This is a genomic window from Escherichia sp. WS568 (assembly GCF_046486085.1).
Lineage (GTDB): Bacteria > Pseudomonadota > Gammaproteobacteria > Enterobacterales > Enterobacteriaceae > Escherichia > Escherichia coli.
In genome coordinates this window covers 173767-191945 of sequence record NZ_JBJQMC010000004.1, presented here as the reverse complement: position 1 = coordinate 191945, position 18179 = coordinate 173767, and the positions used below count along the sequence as shown (strand labels likewise).

Annotated in this window: 21 protein-coding genes; 8 read left to right on the top strand and 13 right to left on the bottom strand. The window is 49.3% G+C overall.

Annotated features, from left to right (window positions below; genetic code table 11):
- Nucleotides 1-48: 48 nt before the first annotated feature.
- The 7 genes from pdhR to tssD all read right to left on the bottom strand — a co-directional run bounded on the left by pdhR (nucleotide 49) and on the right by tssD (nucleotide 4734).
- Nucleotides 49-813 (bottom strand): pyruvate dehydrogenase complex transcriptional repressor PdhR, encoded by a 765-nt coding sequence (gene pdhR / locus ACJHWR_RS06565; RefSeq protein WP_000331776.1) that lies wholly within the window; start codon nucleotides 811-813, stop codon nucleotides 49-51.
- Between the two features lie 455 nt (nucleotides 814-1268).
- Complete coding sequence (locus ACJHWR_RS06560) at nucleotides 1269-1559, bottom strand: bacteriocin immunity protein (protein WP_000543775.1); 291 nt, start codon at nucleotides 1557-1559, stop codon at nucleotides 1269-1271.
- Between the two features lie 53 nt (nucleotides 1560-1612).
- The gene (locus ACJHWR_RS06555) at nucleotides 1613-1801 is read right to left on the bottom strand and encodes a hypothetical protein (RefSeq protein ID WP_012311815.1); all 189 of its coding nucleotides are present in this window, start codon (nucleotides 1799-1801) and stop codon (nucleotides 1613-1615) included.
- A gap of 166 nt (nucleotides 1802-1967) precedes the next feature.
- Nucleotides 1968-2258 carry a bacteriocin immunity protein gene (locus ACJHWR_RS06550; protein WP_000271873.1) on the bottom strand — a complete coding sequence of 97 codons (291 nt, stop codon included), beginning with the start codon at nucleotides 2256-2258 and terminating at the stop codon, nucleotides 1968-1970.
- Nucleotides 2259-2498: a hypothetical protein gene (locus ACJHWR_RS06545; RefSeq protein WP_001311382.1), complete on the bottom strand. Its 240-nt coding sequence runs from the start codon at nucleotides 2496-2498 to the stop codon at nucleotides 2259-2261.
- A 167-nt stretch (nucleotides 2499-2665) separates the two neighbouring features.
- On the bottom strand, nucleotides 2666-2950 hold the full coding sequence (locus ACJHWR_RS06540) for a bacteriocin immunity protein (protein WP_000471928.1): 285 nt from the start codon (nucleotides 2948-2950) through the stop codon (nucleotides 2666-2668).
- 2 nt (nucleotides 2951-2952) lie between these two features.
- Nucleotides 2953-4734, bottom strand: coding sequence for a type VI secretion system tube protein TssD (tssD, locus tag ACJHWR_RS06535; RefSeq protein ID WP_000502514.1), 1782 nt, complete (start codon nucleotides 4732-4734; stop codon nucleotides 2953-2955).
- Between the two features lie 525 nt (nucleotides 4735-5259).
- On the opposite strand from tssD, the gene aroP reads away from it, so the two are divergent.
- Nucleotides 5260-6633 carry an aromatic amino acid transporter AroP gene (aroP, locus tag ACJHWR_RS06530; RefSeq protein ID WP_000969915.1) on the top strand — a complete coding sequence of 458 codons (1374 nt, stop codon included), beginning with the start codon at nucleotides 5260-5262 and terminating at the stop codon, nucleotides 6631-6633.
- A 42-nt stretch (nucleotides 6634-6675) separates the two neighbouring features.
- On the opposite strand, the gene ampE is transcribed toward aroP, so the two are convergent.
- Both ampE and ampD read right to left on the bottom strand, forming a co-directional pair.
- Nucleotides 6676-7530 carry a beta-lactamase regulator AmpE gene (gene ampE, locus ACJHWR_RS06525; RefSeq protein WP_000172020.1) on the bottom strand — a complete coding sequence of 285 codons (855 nt, stop codon included), beginning with the start codon at nucleotides 7528-7530 and terminating at the stop codon, nucleotides 6676-6678.
- Nucleotides 7527-8078: a 1,6-anhydro-N-acetylmuramyl-L-alanine amidase AmpD gene (gene ampD, locus ACJHWR_RS06520; protein WP_137494180.1), complete on the bottom strand. Its 552-nt coding sequence runs from the start codon at nucleotides 8076-8078 to the stop codon at nucleotides 7527-7529. Before ampD ends, ampE begins: the two co-directional genes overlap by 4 nt.
- Before the next feature lie 87 nt (nucleotides 8079-8165).
- On the opposite strand from ampD, the gene nadC reads away from it, so the two are divergent.
- The 4 genes from nadC (at nucleotide 8166) to hofC (ending at nucleotide 12031) form a co-directional block, all read left to right on the top strand.
- Nucleotides 8166-9059, top strand: coding sequence for a carboxylating nicotinate-nucleotide diphosphorylase (gene nadC, locus ACJHWR_RS06515; protein ID WP_001135167.1), 894 nt, complete (start codon nucleotides 8166-8168; stop codon nucleotides 9057-9059).
- 202 nt (nucleotides 9060-9261) lie between these two features.
- Complete coding sequence (ppdD, locus tag ACJHWR_RS06510) at nucleotides 9262-9702, top strand: prepilin peptidase-dependent pilin (protein WP_000360914.1); 441 nt, start codon at nucleotides 9262-9264, stop codon at nucleotides 9700-9702.
- Nucleotides 9703-9711: 9 nt separating this feature from the next.
- A complete protein-coding gene (locus ACJHWR_RS06505) occupies nucleotides 9712-10839 on the top strand; it encodes an ATPase, T2SS/T4P/T4SS family (RefSeq protein WP_410226680.1) in 1128 nt (375 codons plus the stop codon).
- On the top strand, nucleotides 10829-12031 hold the full coding sequence (gene hofC, locus ACJHWR_RS06500; RefSeq protein ID WP_000157219.1) for a protein transport protein HofC: 1203 nt from the start codon (nucleotides 10829-10831) through the stop codon (nucleotides 12029-12031). Before ACJHWR_RS06505 ends, hofC begins: the two co-directional genes overlap by 11 nt.
- Nucleotides 12032-12065: 34 nt before the next feature.
- Here hofC and guaC read toward each other — a convergent pair whose 3' ends face one another.
- Together guaC and ACJHWR_RS06490 are read right to left on the bottom strand one after the other, a co-directional pair.
- The gene (gene guaC / locus ACJHWR_RS06495; RefSeq protein ID WP_001217333.1) at nucleotides 12066-13109 is read right to left on the bottom strand and encodes a GMP reductase; all 1044 of its coding nucleotides are present in this window, start codon (nucleotides 13107-13109) and stop codon (nucleotides 12066-12068) included.
- Nucleotides 13110-13264: 155 nt separating this feature from the next.
- Complete coding sequence (locus tag ACJHWR_RS06490) at nucleotides 13265-13309, bottom strand: protein YacM (protein ID WP_120795372.1); 45 nt, start codon at nucleotides 13307-13309, stop codon at nucleotides 13265-13267.
- 24 nt (nucleotides 13310-13333) lie between these two features.
- Here ACJHWR_RS06490 and coaE point away from each other — a divergent pair, with 24 nt between their 5' ends.
- From coaE to yacG, 3 genes are read left to right on the top strand one after another with little or no spacing between them, the layout of a single operon-like run.
- Nucleotides 13334-13954, top strand: a complete 621-nt coding sequence (gene coaE / locus ACJHWR_RS06485; RefSeq protein WP_001269520.1) for a dephospho-CoA kinase — start codon at nucleotides 13334-13336, stop codon at nucleotides 13952-13954.
- On the top strand, nucleotides 13954-14697 hold the full coding sequence (gene zapD, locus ACJHWR_RS06480) for a cell division protein ZapD (protein WP_001194731.1): 744 nt from the start codon (nucleotides 13954-13956) through the stop codon (nucleotides 14695-14697). Before coaE ends, zapD begins: the two co-directional genes overlap by 1 nt.
- Nucleotides 14698-14706: 9 nt before the next feature.
- Nucleotides 14707-14904, top strand: a complete 198-nt coding sequence (yacG, locus tag ACJHWR_RS06475) for a DNA gyrase inhibitor YacG (protein WP_000005042.1) — start codon at nucleotides 14707-14709, stop codon at nucleotides 14902-14904.
- Nucleotides 14905-14992: 88 nt separating this feature from the next.
- On the opposite strand, the gene mutT is transcribed toward yacG, so the two are convergent.
- Both mutT and secA read right to left on the bottom strand, forming a co-directional pair.
- Nucleotides 14993-15391, bottom strand: coding sequence for an 8-oxo-dGTP diphosphatase MutT (mutT, locus tag ACJHWR_RS06470; protein ID WP_000736040.1), 399 nt, complete (start codon nucleotides 15389-15391; stop codon nucleotides 14993-14995).
- 59 nt (nucleotides 15392-15450) lie between these two features.
- On the bottom strand, nucleotides 15451-18156 hold the full coding sequence (gene secA, locus ACJHWR_RS06465; RefSeq protein ID WP_000905789.1) for a preprotein translocase subunit SecA: 2706 nt from the start codon (nucleotides 18154-18156) through the stop codon (nucleotides 15451-15453).
- Between the last annotated feature and the right edge of the window lie 23 nt (nucleotides 18157-18179).

Here is an 18179-nt window from a genome sequence, read left to right as displayed (position 1 = left end):
TGCGCTTGATTTACAACATCTTCTGGATAATTTTTACCAGAAAAATCACTAATTCTTTCGTTGCTCCAGACGACGCAGAGAACGCTCACGGCGGCTCTCTTCACGGCTTCTGTCGAGCAAAATTTCTTCGATAAAGGCCAGATGGCGATGCGATGCTTCGCGCGCTTCTTCCGGCTTACCGGCCATAATCGCTTCAAATATGCGGGTGCGGTGACTACTCACCAGCGGCAGCATCTCGCGACGCGAATAGAGCAATTCGAAGTTCTGGCGGACATTCTGGGCCAACATCGGCTCCATACACCTTAGCAGATGAAGCAGAACCACATTGTGGGCCGCTTCGGTGACGGCAATCTGATACTGGAGTACGGCGTTTGATTCCGCGTCCAGATCGCCAGACTGCTGCGCCAGCTCTATAGCGTGGTGGAGTTCACGGATGCGTTCCTTGTCTTCATCGGTACTACGCAGCGCGGCGTAATAAGCGGCGATACCTTCCAGGGCGTGTCGTGTTTCGAGCAAGTCATACTGTGATTCAGGATGGTCGGAGAGCAGCTCCACCAGCGGATCGCTGAAGCTTTGCCATAGGCTGCTCTGGACAAAAGTGCCGCCACCCTGGCGACGAAGCAACAAGCCCTTCGCTTCGAGACGTTGAATCGCCTCACGCAAGGAGGGACGGGAGACGTCAAACTGTTTTGCCAGTTCGCGTTCCGGTGGGAGTTTTTCGCCCGGGCGGAGAGTGCCTTCGAGGATCAAAAACTCCAGTTGCTGCTCAATCACATCGGAGAGTTTTGGTTGGCGGATTTTGCTGTAGGCCATGAGTTCCTGTCTTAAGCCACTTGCCGAAGTCAATTGGTCTTACCAATTTCATGTCTGTGACGCTAAAGTAACAAAGTATTCACCTTATGTCCATACAGGTTTTGATTGAAATCATGAAACTGTGCACATTTTAACAACTTGACATATATAACGTTTCAAAGTTGTAACTATGCACAAATGTTAAATTTACCCACCACGGGTTATGATTAACAGAATTGAAACGAAAAAATATTTCTTCTGAACCGATTCACCAAGCAACAAAACGCATAACAATTCAATTATGTGAATTAATATGTAAAATGAATGTTCAGGGAAGGAGAGAAAGGTAGTATTTACCTATGTTTTCTTTTTACATTGCTTATTATCACTGCAATCGCCACCGTAACCTTCTCGTAGCGAAAATCATCACTTAACCAGAACGTGATGATTTTCAGGTGACAGATTCTGTTTAGAGTTCATTCTGAATCTTTGAACAAAGACAATCCTTGCGAACGCCGCCATTCTTTGACGATTTTCAGGATGTTTTCAGGTTTACCATCTTCTGGGGAATTAGGATAGAAAATGAGATCTCCCTTTTTAGGATGTTCAGTAATTTTAATGAAATGATCCACTAAGGTATCGAGATATTTTTCTAATTTTTTCCCTTTTAGGGATTTATCTTTGCTAGTTGCATTTACTATCTCCTCAAGCATTTCAAGAAATTCACCTTCTGTGTAAAAATATATTTTGTATTTTAAATCATGCATATACATTATCTCCTGTAGTGAATTTCATCATGTAGTCGAGGCGTAACAATCCTTTAATTATCAATATCATAAATTTCGCCACCACATTCAATCGCAACACTATGATATATATGGAATTCTTTAACAATTTCCTTAGAGCCATAATACCAACCTTCAAGAGGCGCTTTTGCGATTAATCCTTGTTTTATACGTGTTTGGTTACCAGTTGAAAACTGCGCTATCAACTCCGGATACTGACTCACCTCCAGCCAAAGGGTATCGGTGAAAGCGGGAAATTGATAAAATAACCTAATGAGATTTCAGTATTTTACCTGTTTTTTAAGAGCACCCACATTATTATTTTATGTTATTAACATCATCGCATTAGCCAGACGCGATGATGTTCCATATATAGTTTTATTATCTACTTTATTTAGAGTCTTTAAACAAGGGTAGCCCCTGTGAACGCCGCCATTCTTTGACAATTTTCAGGATGTTTTCAGGTTCATCATCTCCCTTCTTTGCAGGATAGTAGATAAGATCGCTCATCAACGGATGTTGTGTAATTCTGGTAAGATGTTCTTCTAGATCATCCCAATATTTGTCAAGCTCTTCCCCTTTTAATTGAGCGTTATCCCCGGTTGGATTTGTAAACTCGCCAAGCAACTCAATGAATTCCCGCTCTGTGTAATCTTCTATTTTATTTTTAAAATCATACATTTAACTATCTCCTGTAATAAATTTCATCATGCAAATGAGGTGTGCCCTCCTTAAATTATCAATATCGTAAATTCCGCCACTATATTCAATCGCAACACGATGATATATGTGGAATTTTTTAACGATTTCTTTAGTGCCATAATGCCAACCTTCAAGTGGTGCTTTTGCGATTAATCCTTGTTTTATACGTGTTTGATTACCGCTTGAAAACTGCGCTATCAACTCCGGATACTGACTCACCTCCAGCCAAAGGGTATCGGTAAAAGCGGGAAAATGATAAAATAACCTAATGAGGCTTCAGTATTTTTACCTGTTTTTTAAGAGCAATCACATTATTATTTTATGTCATTAATATCATCGCATTAGCCAGATGCGATGATGTTCCATATATAGTTTTATTATCTACTTTATTTAGAGTCTTTAAACAAGGGTAACCCCTGTGAACGCCGCCATTCTTTGACAATTTTCAGGATGTTTTCAGGCTTATCATCTCCTTGACTTTTAGGGTAGAAAATGAGATCGCTCCCTGACGGATGCTGTGTAATTTCAATAAAATGATCTACTAATGAATCCCAGTACATTTCTAGCTCCTTACCTTTTAAGGATTTCCCATCTTTCATAGATGATCTCAATCCGCCTAAAAAATTAAGAAATTCATCCTCGGTATAATCCTGGAGCTTTTCTTTAAACATATTTATCTCCTGTAGTGAATCTCATCGTGTAGTCTGGGGGTAACAATTCGTAAATTATCAATATCGTATACGCTGCCGCCATATTCAATTGCAACACGATGATGTATCTGGAATTTTTTAACTATTTCTTTAGGGCCATAATGCCAACCGTCAATAGGTGCTTTTGCGGTTAATCCTTGTTTTATACGTGTTTGGTTACCACTTGAAAACTGCGCTATCAACTCCGGATCCTGACTCACCTCCAGCCACAGCGCCTCGCGAAACTCATCAAAGGTTTTAAACTCCCGTCCGCGCAATTTATCAGCAATATGTGCCGGGATTGGTGCGCCGTTGCCGTTATTGGATACCGACATATCCAGCCAGCGAGTTCCTGGTGAAAGCGGGACGCCGCGCCCTGTTACAACACCAGGCAGCTTTCGCGGATCCTCCTTCAGGTAAACATAGATGGGCTTAATACCGGATCCCGCCGGAAAAACCAGAATATAATCGTTGAATTCTTTCGGATCAGGAACCGGGAATGGCGGCGTGCTATAGGTATCAGTGCCGTCCGGAATCGGCGTCACCAGAATGGTGGGCTGCTCCAGCGGCGGCCTGTCGTTACCGGTATGGCCCGGAACATTCCCATGTTCCGGATTTTCCGGCGTCCAGGTAATCAGGGGGCCATCGACATCGTGAGCGGGGGTAAATTCATAACGCTGCGTCTGCTCGTTCCACTGCATGTTCGCCACGCGGACGTTTTCATACGGCGTACCTTCACCCGTATGAACACCATACACCTGAGGCTTGCCGTGAATGTCAGTTCCCCAGAAAAAACGTACCCGGGTGGTGGCGGTACTGCCTGCTAGTGCTTTCTGCTGCAGTTCTTCCTCATACCAGAACTCATCACGTCCGGGCACGCGAGCACTGCCCTCGCCCGCAGAGGGAATATACAAAGCAGATGCCAACGCACCGATGTAAGAGCCGCGGGTTGCACTGAGTATGCCACTGAGCGACCATTTTCCCCATATTTGAGCCGCCAATACGCTACCCGGAAACAGTAGCATGGTTTGAGCTTCTGCGGGTTGCCCGACATCGTTAGCCTCGGGATGGTGGTATCCACAGCAGTCATCAACCACTGGCAGAGCAAAAATCGCTACTTGCCCGAAGTTTTCAGCGGGTTCTTCTGCCGTTCCGGCATCTGTACATCCCTTCTCCTTCAGACAGGATTTGGCATAGACCGGTTTAACCGCTGGTGGAGAGAGTGGAAGGTTAACAACTGGTAGAGGCTCAGGGTTAAGATTACTGGCAGGTGGGTTTTTAGGTGGAATAAATAAGCTATTATGGCCAGCAGGAAAGGCCAACCAGTCAAATTCCGTATTGGCTATTAGATGTTTACATAATATGTAGTCATAATCGACAGTTACACATTCGGTAGGAAGATTATTGTCAGAAATGTTTACATGAATAGCAGTTAATGAAGCATTTCTTAGCTGAATATAATAATACCGTTCCCAGCGCCCGCTTTTATTTATACGATACAAATCGATTTCAATAAATAACCGCTCATTCTGATTGATGGCATTAGACAGTAGCGGTGAGCTTTTATCAATGAGTTTGCAAAATTGTAGCCCCTGCAGATTAACGCCTTTACCAGTACTGGTAATGGTGTTGGTGAGTGCAAAGGCAAAAATTTCATCTTCATGGCCAACCTGCCAGCGATTACCAACCGACGCATACGTCCCACAGCCTGAAGAAATATCGCCCTGCTTCTCACCGATTATTCTCAGGTAAACAATATCGCCCACTTTATTTCATTCCAGTTTATCCTTAACTTATTTGCATTAAATAGAAAACTTATTTCTCGATCAATTATAAACGCTTTTAATGAAAATTTATTTCTTTTACTTAACGTTTTCACTCATCTCGCAATATTATATTTAAATACTTACGTTACAAGCCCACCGCATTATTAACATCTATTTATTTTTATATGACCTTTTGTAAGATTATTGTGCTGGTGGCTAAGGCATGGTGTTCAGCAGGCAGACAAATCCGGCATATAGCTAGTTAAAACAGTATGTTATCAGACTTAAAGTATCTATTAAATGTGATGAAAAACTTACAATTGCTTTTTTTTTATCCAGAAAATCAACACATCTACATAAAGCAGGTGCATTCTCGCGCACATACCATTATCTTGTGATAGTTAAAAGTAGCATTATCATAATTCAGTTACATGAAACGTAAAGAAATCAATACAATAAACGGAATTGCAAACTTACACACGCATCACTGCGTAGATCAAAAAAACAATCACCGCACGAGGTTTCATGATGGAAGGTCAACAGCACGGCGAGCAGCTAAAGCGCGGCCTTAAAAACCGCCATATTCAGCTTATCGCGCTGGGTGGCGCGATAGGGACCGGGTTATTCCTGGGTAGCGCCTCCGTAATACAGTCCGCAGGGCCAGGGATTATCCTGGGTTACGCCATTGCTGGTTTTATCGCCTTTCTGATCATGCGTCAGCTGGGTGAAATGGTGGTCGAAGAACCTGTCGCAGGCTCCTTTAGCCACTTTGCTTATAAATACTGGGGCAGTTTTGCCGGTTTCGCCTCTGGCTGGAACTACTGGGTACTGTACGTTTTAGTTGCCATGGCAGAGCTGACTGCCGTGGGTAAATACATTCAGTTCTGGTATCCGGAAATCCCAACCTGGGTTTCTGCCGCCGTGTTCTTTGTGGTGATCAACGCCATCAACCTGACAAACGTAAAAGTGTTTGGCGAGATGGAGTTCTGGTTTGCCATTATCAAAGTTATCGCGGTGGTAGCGATGATCATCTTCGGCGGCTGGCTGCTATTCAGTGGCAACGGCGGCCCGCAGGCGACCGTTAGCAACCTGTGGGATCAGGGTGGTTTCCTGCCGCACGGCTTCACCGGGCTGGTGATGATGATGGCGATTATCATGTTCTCGTTCGGTGGTCTGGAACTGGTGGGGATCACCGCAGCAGAAGCTGATAACCCGGAGCAAAGTATTCCAAAAGCGACTAACCAGGTTATCTACCGCATCCTGATTTTCTACATTGGTTCGTTAGCCGTTCTGCTCTCACTGATGCCGTGGACACGCGTTACCGCTGACACCAGCCCGTTTGTGCTGATCTTCCACGAGTTAGGCGATACCTTTGTGGCAAATGCGCTGAACATCGTGGTACTGACTGCGGCGCTCTCCGTGTACAACAGCTGCGTATATTGCAACAGCCGTATGCTGTTTGGTCTGGCACAACAGGGCAACGCGCCAAAAGCGCTGGCGTCTGTCGACAAACGCGGTGTACCGGTTAATACTATTCTGGTGTCTGCGCTGGTTACGGCATTGTGCGTGCTGATTAACTACCTTGCACCGGAATCCGCATTCGGCCTGTTAATGGCGCTGGTGGTATCTGCACTGGTCATCAACTGGGCGATGATTAGCCTGGCGCATATGAAATTCCGTCGCGCCAAGCAGGAACAAGGCGTGGTAACTCGCTTCCCTGCTCTGCTTTATCCGCTGGGTAACTGGATCTGCCTGCTGTTTATGGCGGCGGTATTGGTGATTATGCTGATGACCCCAGGAATGGCGATTTCGGTATACCTGATCCCGGTATGGCTGATCGTGTTAGGTATCGGCTATCTGTTTAAAGAGAAAACCGCCAAAGCCGTAAAAGCGCATTAATCTCTCTACGCCCTCACCCGTGCAGGGTGAGGGCAATAATCTTTACACCAACGCCCCGTAAATCGTCAGTAGCGCAATTACCACCACGACCACGAACGAGGTTTTCTTCGCCATGGAAACCGCTGCCTTCGGCGTCTCCACCTTATCGACATGCGGTTCACGCGCCAGAGAGAACTGTGCCAGACGCGTTAATACCTGATATTGCGAAGTATGGAAATCACCCAGCGAAGCAAACCAGGCCGGTAACGCTTTCTCCCCATGACCGATCAAGGCATATACCACACCCGCAAGACGAACCGGCACCCAATCCAGTACATGAAGCACGCCATCAATGCCGGACTGTAAACGATGATGCGGCGTCTGGTAACGCGCCAGCCAGTATTGCCATGCACGCAAAAACGCATACCCCATCAGCGTAACGGGTCCCCAGGTTCCCCCCACAATCAGCCAGAACAGCGGTGCAAGATAAAAACGAAAGTTAATCCACAGCAATGCATTTTGCAGCTCACGCAAATACTCACGTTCATCGCAGCCTGCCGGGACGCCGTGAATCATGGTGAGTTCGCCAGCCATCGTGGCACGGGCATGGCTATCATTACGTGAAGCAGCTGTCAGATAAGCATGATAATGAAGACGAACTTTACCTGCGCCAATACACAGCAAACCAATCAGCAGCCACACCAGCAGCGTGGGAACGTTGAATAATACTCCCTGCAATGTGCGTAACAGTAAAAAAGTCACGCCCATCGCAATAATGGTCATGCCTAATGTGCGCCCGAGAGAAAAATGTTTCACCCGCCGAAAGAACGCTTCAAGACGATGATCAAGCTGCCAGTGCTCGCCCAACTTAAACAGGCGCTCGAAAATTAACACCAGTAAGGTTGTAAATAGCGTCATGTTGTCTCCTTGCTGACCAGTGCACGAAACCGTGCCCAATCAAATGCAGGACCGGGATCGGTTTTCCGATCCGGCGCAATATCACAATGGCCCGTCATGTTATTAGCGATATCTGGATAGCGATCAATCAGTGCCCGCGTAACCGCCGCAAGCTGTTGATACTGCGCATCGGTATACGCCAGCGTATCGGTGCCTTCCAGCTCAATCCCAATAGAAAAATCATTGCAGCGTTCGCGCCCCTGATACTGAGAGACTCCGGCATGCCAGGCACGTTTATCGAAAGGAACATACTGGACTATTTCACCATCGCGGCGAATCAAACAGTGAGCGGAGACGCGCAAATGGGCGATCTCAGCAAAGAAAGGATGTGCCTGCGGCTCAATAGTTCCAGTGAATAATGCGTCGATCCACGGACCGCCAAACTCGCCTGGCGGCAGGCTAATATTGTGCACCACCAGCAGGGTGGGTGTTTCGTCATCCGGGCGGCAATCGTAATGTGGTGAGGGAACGCGGCGCGCGCCAGCCAGCCACCCCTGTTCTAACAACATGCAGGATCTCCTTATATGTGGTGCTAATACCCGGTTCAGAGTAGCATGTTTCTACCTTATGATTCGTTAGCTATCTGGAGTTTTAACATGCCGCCTCGCCGCTATAACCCTGACACCCGACGTGACGAGCTGCTGGAACGCATTAATCTCGATATCCCCGGCGCGGTGGCCCAGGCGCTGCGGGAAGATTTAGGCGGAACAGTCGATGCCAACAATGACATTACGGCAAAACTTTTACCGGAAAACTCTCGCTCTCATGCCACAGTGATCACCCGCGAGAATGGCGTATTTTGCGGCAAACGCTGGGTTGAAGAGGTGTTTATTCAACTGGCAGGCGACGATGTCACCATAATCTGGCATGTGGATGACGGCGATGTCATCAACGCCAATCAACCCTTGTTCGAACTTGAAGGCCCATCTCGCGTGCTGTTAACGGGCGAACGCACTGCGCTTAATTTTGTGCAAACCCTTTCAGGAGTTGCCAGTAAGGTACGCCACTATGTCGAATTACTGGAAGGCACCAACACGCAGCTGTTGGATACGCGCAAAACCTTACCCGGCCTGCGTTCAGCTCTGAAATACGCGGTACTTTGCGGCGGCGGAGCGAATCACCGCCTGGGGCTTTCTGATGCCTTCCTGATCAAAGAAAATCATATTATTGCCTCCGGCTCAGTGCGCCAGGCGGTCGAAAAAGCGTCCTGGTTGCACCCGGATGCGCCAGTAGAAGTCGAAGTAGAGAATCTGGAAGAACTTGATGAAGCCCTGAAAGCAGGTGCCGATATCATCATGCTGGATAACTTCGAAACAGAACAGATGCGCGAAGCCGTCAAACGCACCAACGGCAAGGCGCTACTGGAAGTGTCTGGCAACGTCACTGACAAAACACTGCGCGAATTTGCCGAAACGGGCGTGGACTTTATCTCCGTCGGTGCGCTAACTAAACACGTACAGGCACTCGACCTATCAATGCGTTTTTGCTGATTGCTGACAGATTTATCCGCTCCATCGCGGGCGGATAATCTCCCCTTTCCCAACTTTCTTCGTAACGCCTCGCAAATTTCTTGTCTTTCGCTGCAACGTAATAAAAAACTCCGGAAGCTGCTTTCCCGTTTCGTTTTTTGCCCCTCGCTTGTGCTGATGGCGTTTGCCAAAGTAGCGCCAACCAAATCAAGGAGCGAAACAAATGGACAAGCAACGCGGTTTTACACTTATCGAACTGATGGTGGTTATTGGCATCATTGCCATTTTAAGCGCCATTGGTATTCCCGCTTATCAAAACTACCTGCGCAAAGCCGCACTCACCGACATGCTACAAACCTTTGTGCCTTACCGTACCGCCGTAGAGTTGTGCGCGCTGGAACATGGTGGATTAAATACCTGCGACGGTGGCAGCAATGGTATTCCTTCGCCTACCACCACCCGCTATGTTTCAGCCATGAGTGTGGCAAAGGGCGTGGTGTCGCTGACCGGGCAAGAAAGTCTCAATGGGCTAAGCGTCGTCATGACGCCGGGTTGGGATAACGCAAACGGCGTCACCGGCTGGACGCGCAACTGCAATATTCAAAGTGACAGCGCATTGCAGCAAGCCTGCGAAGATGTCTTCCGCTTTGATGACGCCAACTAAGGAGCGGCAATGAATATTCCACAGCTCACCGCCCTGTGTCTGCGTTATCAGGGAGTCTTGCTGGATGCCAGCGAAGAGGTGGTTCATGTTGCGGTAGTCGATGCACCTTCGCATGAGCTACTGGACGCATTGCATTTCGCTACCACCAAACGTATTGAGATCACCTGCTGGACGCGCCAACAAATGGAAGGTCACGCCAGTCGCACACAACAGACATTGCCCGTAGCTGTTCAGGAGAAGCATCAGCCCAAAGCAGAGTTGCTGACTAGAACGTTACAGTCTGCGCTGGAACAACGCGCGTCTGATATTCATATCGAACCAGCGGACAATGCCTACCGCATCCGCTTGCGTATCGACGGCGTATTGCATCCTTTACCGGTCGTTTCACCGGATGCCGGAGTCGCATTAACCGCCAGATTAAAAGTGCTGGGAAATCTGGATATTGCGGAACATCGCCTGCCGCAGGACGGGCAATTCACTGTCGAACTGGCAGGAAACGCCGTCTCATTTCGTATTGCGACCTTACCATGTCGGGGTGGTGAAAAGGTGGTATTAAGGTTGTTACAGCAGGTGAGCCAGGCACTGGATGTTAACACGCTGGGAATGCAGCCGTTACAACTGGCGGACTTTGCTCATGCATTGCAACAACCACAGGGATTGGTGCTGGTAACTGGCCCTACAGGCAGCGGCAAAACGGTCACGCTTTATAGTGCCCTGCAAACGCTGGTACGTTTACAGCAAATGGGAGTCGCCCGCTGGATGCTATCATCGGCGCTTACGCTGGTAATAGCCCAGCGTCTGGTACGCAAACTTTGCCCGCATTGTCGCCGGCAGCAAGGGGAGCCCATCCATATTCCAGACAATGTATGGCCGTCGCCGCTGCCCCACTGGCAGGCACCCGGTTGTGTACATTGCTACCACGGTTTTTATGGTCGTACGGCCTTATTTGAAGTTCTACCCATAACACCGATCATACGCCAGCTTATTTCCGCTAATACCGACGTTGAATCGCTGGAAACACACGCCCGACAGGCGGGTATGCGTACGCTTTTTGAAAACGGCTGCCTGGCCGTGGAGCAAGGCTTAACCACCTTTGAAGAGTTAATCCGCGTATTGGGGATGCCGCATGGCGAGTAAGCAACTCTGGCGCTGGCATGGCATAACCGGCGACGGCAATGCGCAAGATGGGATGCTATGGGCTGAGAGCCGTGCTTTGCTGCTCATAGCACTACAGCAACAGATGGTTACCCCACTTAGCCTGAAGCGAATCGCCATCAATTCTGCGCAGTGGCGAGGAGATAAAAGCGCGGAAGTCATTCATCAACTGGCGACGCTACTCAAAGCCGGGTTAACGCTTTCTGAAGGGCTGGCACTGCTCGCGGAACAGCATCCCAGTAAGCAATGGCAAGCGTTGCTGCAATCGCTGGCGTACGATCTCGAACAGGGCATTGCTTTTTCCAATGCCTTATTACCCTGGTCAGAGGTATTTCCGCCGCTCTATCAGGCGATGATCCGCACGGGTGAACTGACCGGTAAGCTGGATGAATGCTGCTTTGAACTGGCGCGTCAGCAAAAAGCCCAGCGTCAGTTGACCGACAAAGTGAAATCAGCGTTACGTTATCCCATTATCATTTTAGCGATGGCAATCATGGTGGTTGTGGCAATGCTGCATTTTGTTCTACCGGAGTTTGCCGCTATCTATAAGATCTTTAACACTCCGCTACCGGCGCTAACGCAGGGGATCATGACGCTGGCAAGTTTTAGTGGCGAATGGGGTTGGTTGCTGGTGCTATTCGGCTTTCTGCTGGCGATAGCCAATAAGCTGCTGATGCGCCACCCAACCAGGCTTATCGCACGGCAGAAATTGCTGTTACGCATCCCGATTATGGGTTCACTGATGCGGGGACAAAAACTCACGCAGATCTTTACGATTCTGACGCTGACACAAAGTGCAGGCATTTCTTTTTTACAGGGCGTTGAGAGCGTCAGAGAAACAATGCGCTGCCCGTACTGGGTGCAACTTCTGACACAAATCCAGCACGATATCAGTAACGGTCACCCCATCTGGCTGGCGCTAAAAAATGCCGGTGAGTTTAGCCCGCTCTGTTTGCAATTAGTGAGAACAGGAGAGGCATCCGGCTCGCTGGATCTCATGTTAGACAACCTCGCCCATCATCATCGGGATAACACAATGGCGCTGGCGGATAACCTCGCAGCCTTACTGGAACCGGCGTTGCTGATCATAACGGGAGGAATTATCGGTACGCTGGTGGTGGCAATGTATCTGCCAATTTTCCATTTAGGCGATGCGATGAGTGGAATGGGATAACGCTGGCGTGTTGCTCCACGCCAGCGTTGGTATATTACAGGTTGTTGAAGATGCGGTTTTCTTGTTCCTGCACACGGATAAATGTGGTGCGCTTGGTCAGCTCTTTCAGGCGTGAAGCCCCAACGTATGTACAAGCTGAACGCAGGCCGCCCAAAATATCACGCGCGGTATTTTCAACCGGGCCTCGCAGCGGCAGCTTAACGGTTTTACCTTCTGCTGCGCGATATTCCGCAACGCAGCCAACGTGACGTTTCATCGCAGACTCTGAGCTCATGCCGTAGAACAGCATAAATTTCTCGCCGTTCTCCTCAACGATGCGACCGCCGCTCTCTTCATGGCCCGCCAGCATGCCGCCAAGCATGACGAAATCGGCACCGCCGCCAAAGGCTTTCGCGACATCGCCCGGCGTGGTGCAGCCACCGTCGCTGACGATCATTCCGCCCAGACCGTGCGCAGCATCGGCACATTCGATTACCGCAGAAAGTTGCGGATAACCGACGCCTGTTTTGACGCGAGTTGTACAAACAGAACCTGGGCCAATGCCAACTTTAACGATATCGGCACCGGAGAGGATAAGCTCCTCACACATTTCACCAGTCACTACGTTGCCAGCACAAATGGTTTTGGTCGGCCACGCTTCACGCGCTTTCGCAACGAACTGCACGAAGTGTTCGGAATAACCATTCGCCACGTCAATACAAACGAAGTTTAATGCCGGGTTCAGGTCGAGAATCTGTTTAGTTTTTTCGAAATCCGCATCAGACGTGCCGGTAGAAACCATCACATGTTTCAGCACATCAGCGGAAGAATTGTTGATAAACGCTTGCCACTCTTCGACAGAATAGTGTTTATGCACAGCAGTCAAAATATCAAAAGAAGCCAGCGCAGAGGCCATAGAAAATGTGCCTACGGTGTCCATATTTGCGGCGATAATCGGCACGCCGGACCAGCTCTGACCTGAATGTTTGAAGGTGAATTGACGTTCCAGTTCAACATCGGAACGGCTTTTAAGAGTGGAGCGTTTAGGGCGGATGAGAACGTCTTTAAAACCTAACTTCAGATCTTCTTCAATACGCATGTGCGGATTCCTGGGGTTAATGGCTATAAGGGTAAGAGCGCAACTCCAGTGACGCTATCATACGCACTAATCAATGCGGCGCAAGACTGCGAAATTGTCTTTTTTTACGCTACAATCCCATAAATTTACCTGGTAAATAGTGAGCGAACGTTTCATCAATTTCGCTTTCGTGCGCTCATTTTTAACGTTTTGATAATCATGATGAATTCCCGGGAATATAAATTATGAGGTATATAGTTGCCTTAACGGGAGGCATTGGCAGTGGCAAGAGTACCGTTGCCAATGCGTTTGCTGATCTCGGAATTAACGTCATTGATGCCGATATTATTGCGCGTCAGGTGGTTGAACCAGGTGCACCTGCGCTACATGCCATTGCTGATCACTTTGGCGCTAACATGATTGCTGCTGATGGAACATTGCAGCGCCGGGCCTTGCGCGAGCGGATCTTCGCCAACCCGGAAGAGAAAAACTGGCTTAACGCCCTGCTGCATCCGCTGATTCAGCAAGAGACGCAACACCAGATCCAGCAAGCAACTTCCCCCTATGTACTGTGGGTTGTGCCATTGCTGGTAGAAAACTCACTGTATAAAAAAGCGAATCGAGTGCTGGTGGTGGATGTCAGCCCAGAAACGCAACTTAAGCGCACCATGCAGCGCGACGATGTAACTCGCGAGCATGTCGAACAAATCCTTGCTGCTCAGGCAACGCGCGAAGCTCGCCTTGCCGTGGCAGATGACGTCATTGATAATAACGGCGCACCGGATGCAATCGCATCGGATGTTGCCCGCCTGCACGCACACTATTTGCAGCTTGCGTCGCAGTTTGTCTCACAGGAAAAACCGTAATGCAGACCCAGGTCCTTTTTGAACATCCACTAAATGAAAAAATGCGTACATGGCTGCGCATTGAGTTTTTGATTCAGCAACTCACCGTTAATCTACCCATCGTTGACCACGCTGGCGCGCTGCATTTCTTCCGTAATGTCAGTGAATTACTGGATGTTTTCGAGCGCGGCGAAGTCCGCACTGAGCTGTTGAAAGAACTTGACCGGCAGCAACGTAAACTCCAGACCTGGATTGGCGTGCCTGGCGTGGACCAGAGCCGTATTGAAGCATTAATTCAGCAGTTAAAAGCGGCGGGGAGCGTATTAATTTCCGCGCCGCGTATCGGGCAATTTCTGCGTGAAGATCGTTTGATTGCTCTGGTGCGTCAGCGACTGAGCATCCCAGGCGGCTGTTGTAGCTTTGATTTACCTACATTGCACATTTGGCTGCATCTACCCCAGGCGCAGCGCGACAGCCAGGTAGAAACCTGGATTGCCAGCCTGAACCCGCTCACCCAGGCACTTACCATGGTGCTGGATTTAATTCGCCAGTCGGCCCCCTTCCGTAAACAAACCAGCCTGAATGGTTTTTATCAGGATAACGGTGGCGATGCCGACTTGCTGCGCCTGAATCTGTCACTCGATTCACAGCTTTATCCGCAAATTTCCGGTCATAAGAGCCGTTTTGCCATTCGTTTTATGCCGCTGGACAGTGAAAACGGACAGGTACCAGAACGTCTGGATTTCGAACTGGCCTGTTGCTAAGGAGTAAAAATGTCAGAAACTATTACGGTGAATTGCCCAACCTGCGGGAAAACGGTGGTGTGGGGTGAAATCAGCCCGTTTCGGCCATTTTGTTCCAAACGTTGCCAGCTGATCGACCTCGGAGAATGGGCTGCTGAAGAAAAACGAATCCCCAGCAGTGGCGATCTTTCCGAAAGCGATGACTGGAGCGAAGAGCCAAAGCAGTGACATTTTGTCTGATGCGACGCTGGCCTGATAAGACGCGGGCAGCGTCGCATCAGGCATCGTGTGCAAATGTCGGATGCGGCATAAACACCTATCCGACGTACACGCGCTTAAGCTTCGCAATTACCGGTTCATTGGCTGGCGGAAACTCATCGGCATTAAGACCGACCAGCGACATCCACTTACCGGGTTGCCCTTCTTTACCCCACGGCTCCCCTTCCCAGCTTTCGACCAGCCAGAACCACAGAGTTATATGCCTGTCCGGGAATTCATATTCCAGTTTTTCAAATAGCGAAAAATGTTGTGGGGTAATCCCGACCTCTTCCTGAAGTTCACGCACCACCGCCTGTTCCGGCGTTTCGCTCATTTCAATTTTACCGCCGGGAAACTCCAGTTTATTCGCCATGTGCGCATCTGCTGCGCGACGGGTTATAAAGATTTCATTGTTCTCGTTGCGAATAATACCTACCGCAATTTGCAGCTTTTTCATTGTCTTAAACCTATAAAAAAGGCGCAGAATCCTGCGCCTTTTACTTCAACTGTTAGCTTTTATTGCAGGCGACCATGGCACTGCTTGTATTTTTTACCAGAACCGCACGGGCAAGGATCGTTACGTCCTACTTTGCGCTCACCGGTTTGCGCCGCCAGTGCAGCTGCAGCTGCAGAGTCGTCATCCTGATGGCTAAGCTGCTGCATTTGCGCTAAACGCTCGGCTTCCATACGACGCTGTTGTTCCAGCTCCTCAACCTCTTCAGGCATACGTACCTGAACTTTGCTCAGCGTGCTGATAACTTCATATTTCAACGACTCCAGCATCGCTGCAAACATGGAGAACGATTCACGTTTGTATTCCTGCTTCGGATCTTTCTGTGCATAGCCACGCAGGTGGATACCCTGACGCAGATAGTCCATCGCCGCCAGGTGCTCTTTCCACAGAGAGTCGAGAGTTTGCAGCATGACGCCTTTTTCGAAGTGACGCATCATCTCAGCACCAACCACTTCTTCTTTACGCTGATACACTTCGATGGACTGCGCCAGAATGCGCTCACGCAGCGTCTCTTCATGCAGTTCTGGTTCTTTATCCAGCCACTCGGCAATTGGCAAATCGAGGTCGAAATCGTTCTTCAGACGTTCCTGCAGTCCCGGAATATCCCACATTTCTTCCAGCGACTGTGGCGGAATGTAGGCATCAATGGTCGCTTTGAACACATCTTCACGAATGCTGTTGATGGTTTCGCTCACATCGCTGACATCCAGCAGTTCGTTACGCTGGGAGTAAATGGCGCGACGCTGATCGTTAGCCACGTCATCATATTCCAGCAGTTGCTTACGAATGTCGAAGTTACGACTTTCAACTTTACGCTGGGCGTTGGCAATCGCTTTAGTCACCCACGGGTGTTCAATGGCTTCGCCTGGCTTCATACCCAGTTTACGCATCATGCCGGATACTCGGTCGGAAGCAAAAATACGCATCAGCGCATCTTCCATCGACAGGTAGAAACGGGAAGAACCAGCATCCCCCTGACGACCAGAACGACCGCGCAACTGGTTATCGATACGACGGGATTCGTGACGTTCAGTACCGATGATATGCAGGCCACCTGCTTCCAGTACCGCATCGTGACGAACCTGCCAGTCGGCCTTAATTTTTTCAATTTGCTCTGCGGTCGGATTTTCCAGCGCGGCAACTTCTGCCTGCCAGCTACCACCGAGCACAATATCTGTACCACGACCCGCCATGTTGGTCGCGATAGTCACCGCAGCCGGATAACCTGCCTGAGCAACAATCGCCGCTTCGTTGGCATGGAATTTGGCGTTCAGGACGTTGTGCTTAATACCGGCTTTGGTCAGTTCGTTTGACACCAGCTCAGATTTTTCGATGGAGATAGTACCCACCAGCACCGGCTGGCCTTTCGCAGTACGTTCTTTGATATCTTCAATGATCGCCTGAATTTTTTCCGCTTCAGTCATGTAGACCAGGTCCGGCAGATCTTTACGAATCATTGGACGGTTGGTCGGAACAACGACGGTATCCAGCTTATAGATGGAGCTGAATTCGAAAGCTTCGGTATCAGCAGTACCGGTCATCCCCGCCAGTTTTTCATACAGACGGAAGTAGTTCTGGAAGGTGATCGACGCCAGCGTCTGGTTTTCGTTCTGGATCTGTACACCTTCTTTCGCTTCCACTGCCTGATGCAGGCCATCGGACCAACGACGTCCCTGCATGGTACGACCGGTGTGTTCGTCAACGATGATAACTTCACCATCTTTAACGATGTAGTCGACGTCTCGGGTAAACAGCGCATGAGCGCGCAGCGCCGCCGTTACGTGGTGCATCAGCATGATGTTTGCCGGAGAGTACAGAGACTCCCCTTCATCCATGATGCCTTCTTTCACCAGCAGTTCTTCAATCAGCACCAGACCACGTTCGGTCAGGTTCACCTGGCGAGATTTTTCGTCCACCGAGAAGTGGCCTTCGCCCTGGAAGGTTTCGGAGTCTTCTTTTTCCTGACGGATCAGGTGTGGAATAATTTTATTCACGCGTTTATACATTTCCGAGCTGTCTTCTGCCGGGCCGGAAATGATCAGCGGTGTACGCGCTTCATCGATCAGGATGGAGTCCACTTCGTCCACCAGCGCATAGTGCAGTTTACGCTGTACACGTTCTTCAGGACTGAACGCCATGTTGTCGCGCAGGTAGTCAAAACCGTATTCGTTGTTCGTACCGTAAGTGATGTCAGCTGCGTAAGCTTCACGCTTTGCCGGTGCTGGCATGCCCGGCAGGTTGATACCAACAGTCAGGCCAAGGAATTCAAACAGCGGACGGTTGTTTTCGGCGTCACGTTGCGCCAGGTAGTCGTTGACGGTAACTACATGCACGCCTTTACCGGTTAGTGCGTTCAGGTAAGCAGGCAGCGTTGCGGTCAGGGTTTTACCTTCACCGGTACGCATTTCGGCGATGCAGCGTTCGTTAAGAACCATACCGCCGAGTAACTGAACGTCGAAGTGACGCATACCAAAAACACGCTTACTGGCTTCACGCACCACAGCGAAGGCTTCCGGGATCAAGTTTTCCAGCACTTCGCCTTTTTCCAGACGCGCGCGGAACTCTGCGGTTTTCCCTTTCAGTTCTTCATCGGAGAGTTTTTCCATCTCCGGTTCCATGGCATTGATGATGTTGACCACTTTGCGCATCCGGCGCAGGGTGCGATCGTTACGACTACCGAAAACTTTAGTTAATAATTTGATTAGCATAATAAAATCTCAAACGCCCCGCG

Excerpts from the sequence above, each read along its gene's own strand:
- pdhR (WP_000331776.1), bottom strand. The coding sequence starts at position 813 with ATGGCCTACAGCAAAATCCGCCAACCAAAACTCTCCGATGTGATTGAG.
- mutT (WP_000736040.1), bottom strand. The coding sequence starts at position 15,391 with ATGAAAAAGCTGCAAATTGCGGTAGGTATTATTCGCAACGAGAACAAT.
- ppdD (WP_000360914.1), top strand. The coding sequence starts at position 9,262 with ATGGACAAGCAACGCGGTTTTACACTTATCGAACTGATGGTGGTTATT.
- ACJHWR_RS06540 (WP_000471928.1), bottom strand. The coding sequence starts at position 2,950 with ATGTTTAAAGAAAAGCTCCAGGATTATACCGAGGATGAATTTCTTAAT.
- coaE (WP_001269520.1), top strand. The coding sequence starts at position 13,334 with ATGAGGTATATAGTTGCCTTAACGGGAGGCATTGGCAGTGGCAAGAGT.
- guaC (WP_001217333.1), bottom strand. The coding sequence starts at position 13,109 with ATGCGTATTGAAGAAGATCTGAAGTTAGGTTTTAAAGACGTTCTCATC.
- zapD (WP_001194731.1), top strand. The coding sequence starts at position 13,954 with ATGCAGACCCAGGTCCTTTTTGAACATCCACTAAATGAAAAAATGCGT.
- nadC (WP_001135167.1), top strand. The coding sequence starts at position 8,166 with ATGCCGCCTCGCCGCTATAACCCTGACACCCGACGTGACGAGCTGCTG.
- ACJHWR_RS06505 (WP_410226680.1), top strand. The coding sequence starts at position 9,712 with ATGAATATTCCACAGCTCACCGCCCTGTGTCTGCGTTATCAGGGAGTC.
- ampE (WP_000172020.1), bottom strand. The coding sequence starts at position 7,530 with ATGACGCTATTTACAACCTTACTGGTGTTAATTTTCGAGCGCCTGTTT.
- ACJHWR_RS06550 (WP_000271873.1), bottom strand. The coding sequence starts at position 2,258 with ATGTATGATTTTAAAAATAAAATAGAAGATTACACAGAGCGGGAATTC.
- aroP (WP_000969915.1), top strand. The coding sequence starts at position 5,260 with ATGATGGAAGGTCAACAGCACGGCGAGCAGCTAAAGCGCGGCCTTAAA.
- yacG (WP_000005042.1), top strand. The coding sequence starts at position 14,707 with ATGTCAGAAACTATTACGGTGAATTGCCCAACCTGCGGGAAAACGGTG.
- hofC (WP_000157219.1), top strand. The coding sequence starts at position 10,829 with ATGGCGAGTAAGCAACTCTGGCGCTGGCATGGCATAACCGGCGACGGC.
- secA (WP_000905789.1), bottom strand. The coding sequence starts at position 18,156 with ATGCTAATCAAATTATTAACTAAAGTTTTCGGTAGTCGTAACGATCGC.
- ACJHWR_RS06560 (WP_000543775.1), bottom strand. The coding sequence starts at position 1,559 with ATGCATGATTTAAAATACAAAATATATTTTTACACAGAAGGTGAATTT.
- ampD (WP_137494180.1), bottom strand. The coding sequence starts at position 8,078 with ATGTTGTTAGAACAGGGGTGGCTGGCTGGCGCGCGCCGCGTTCCCTCA.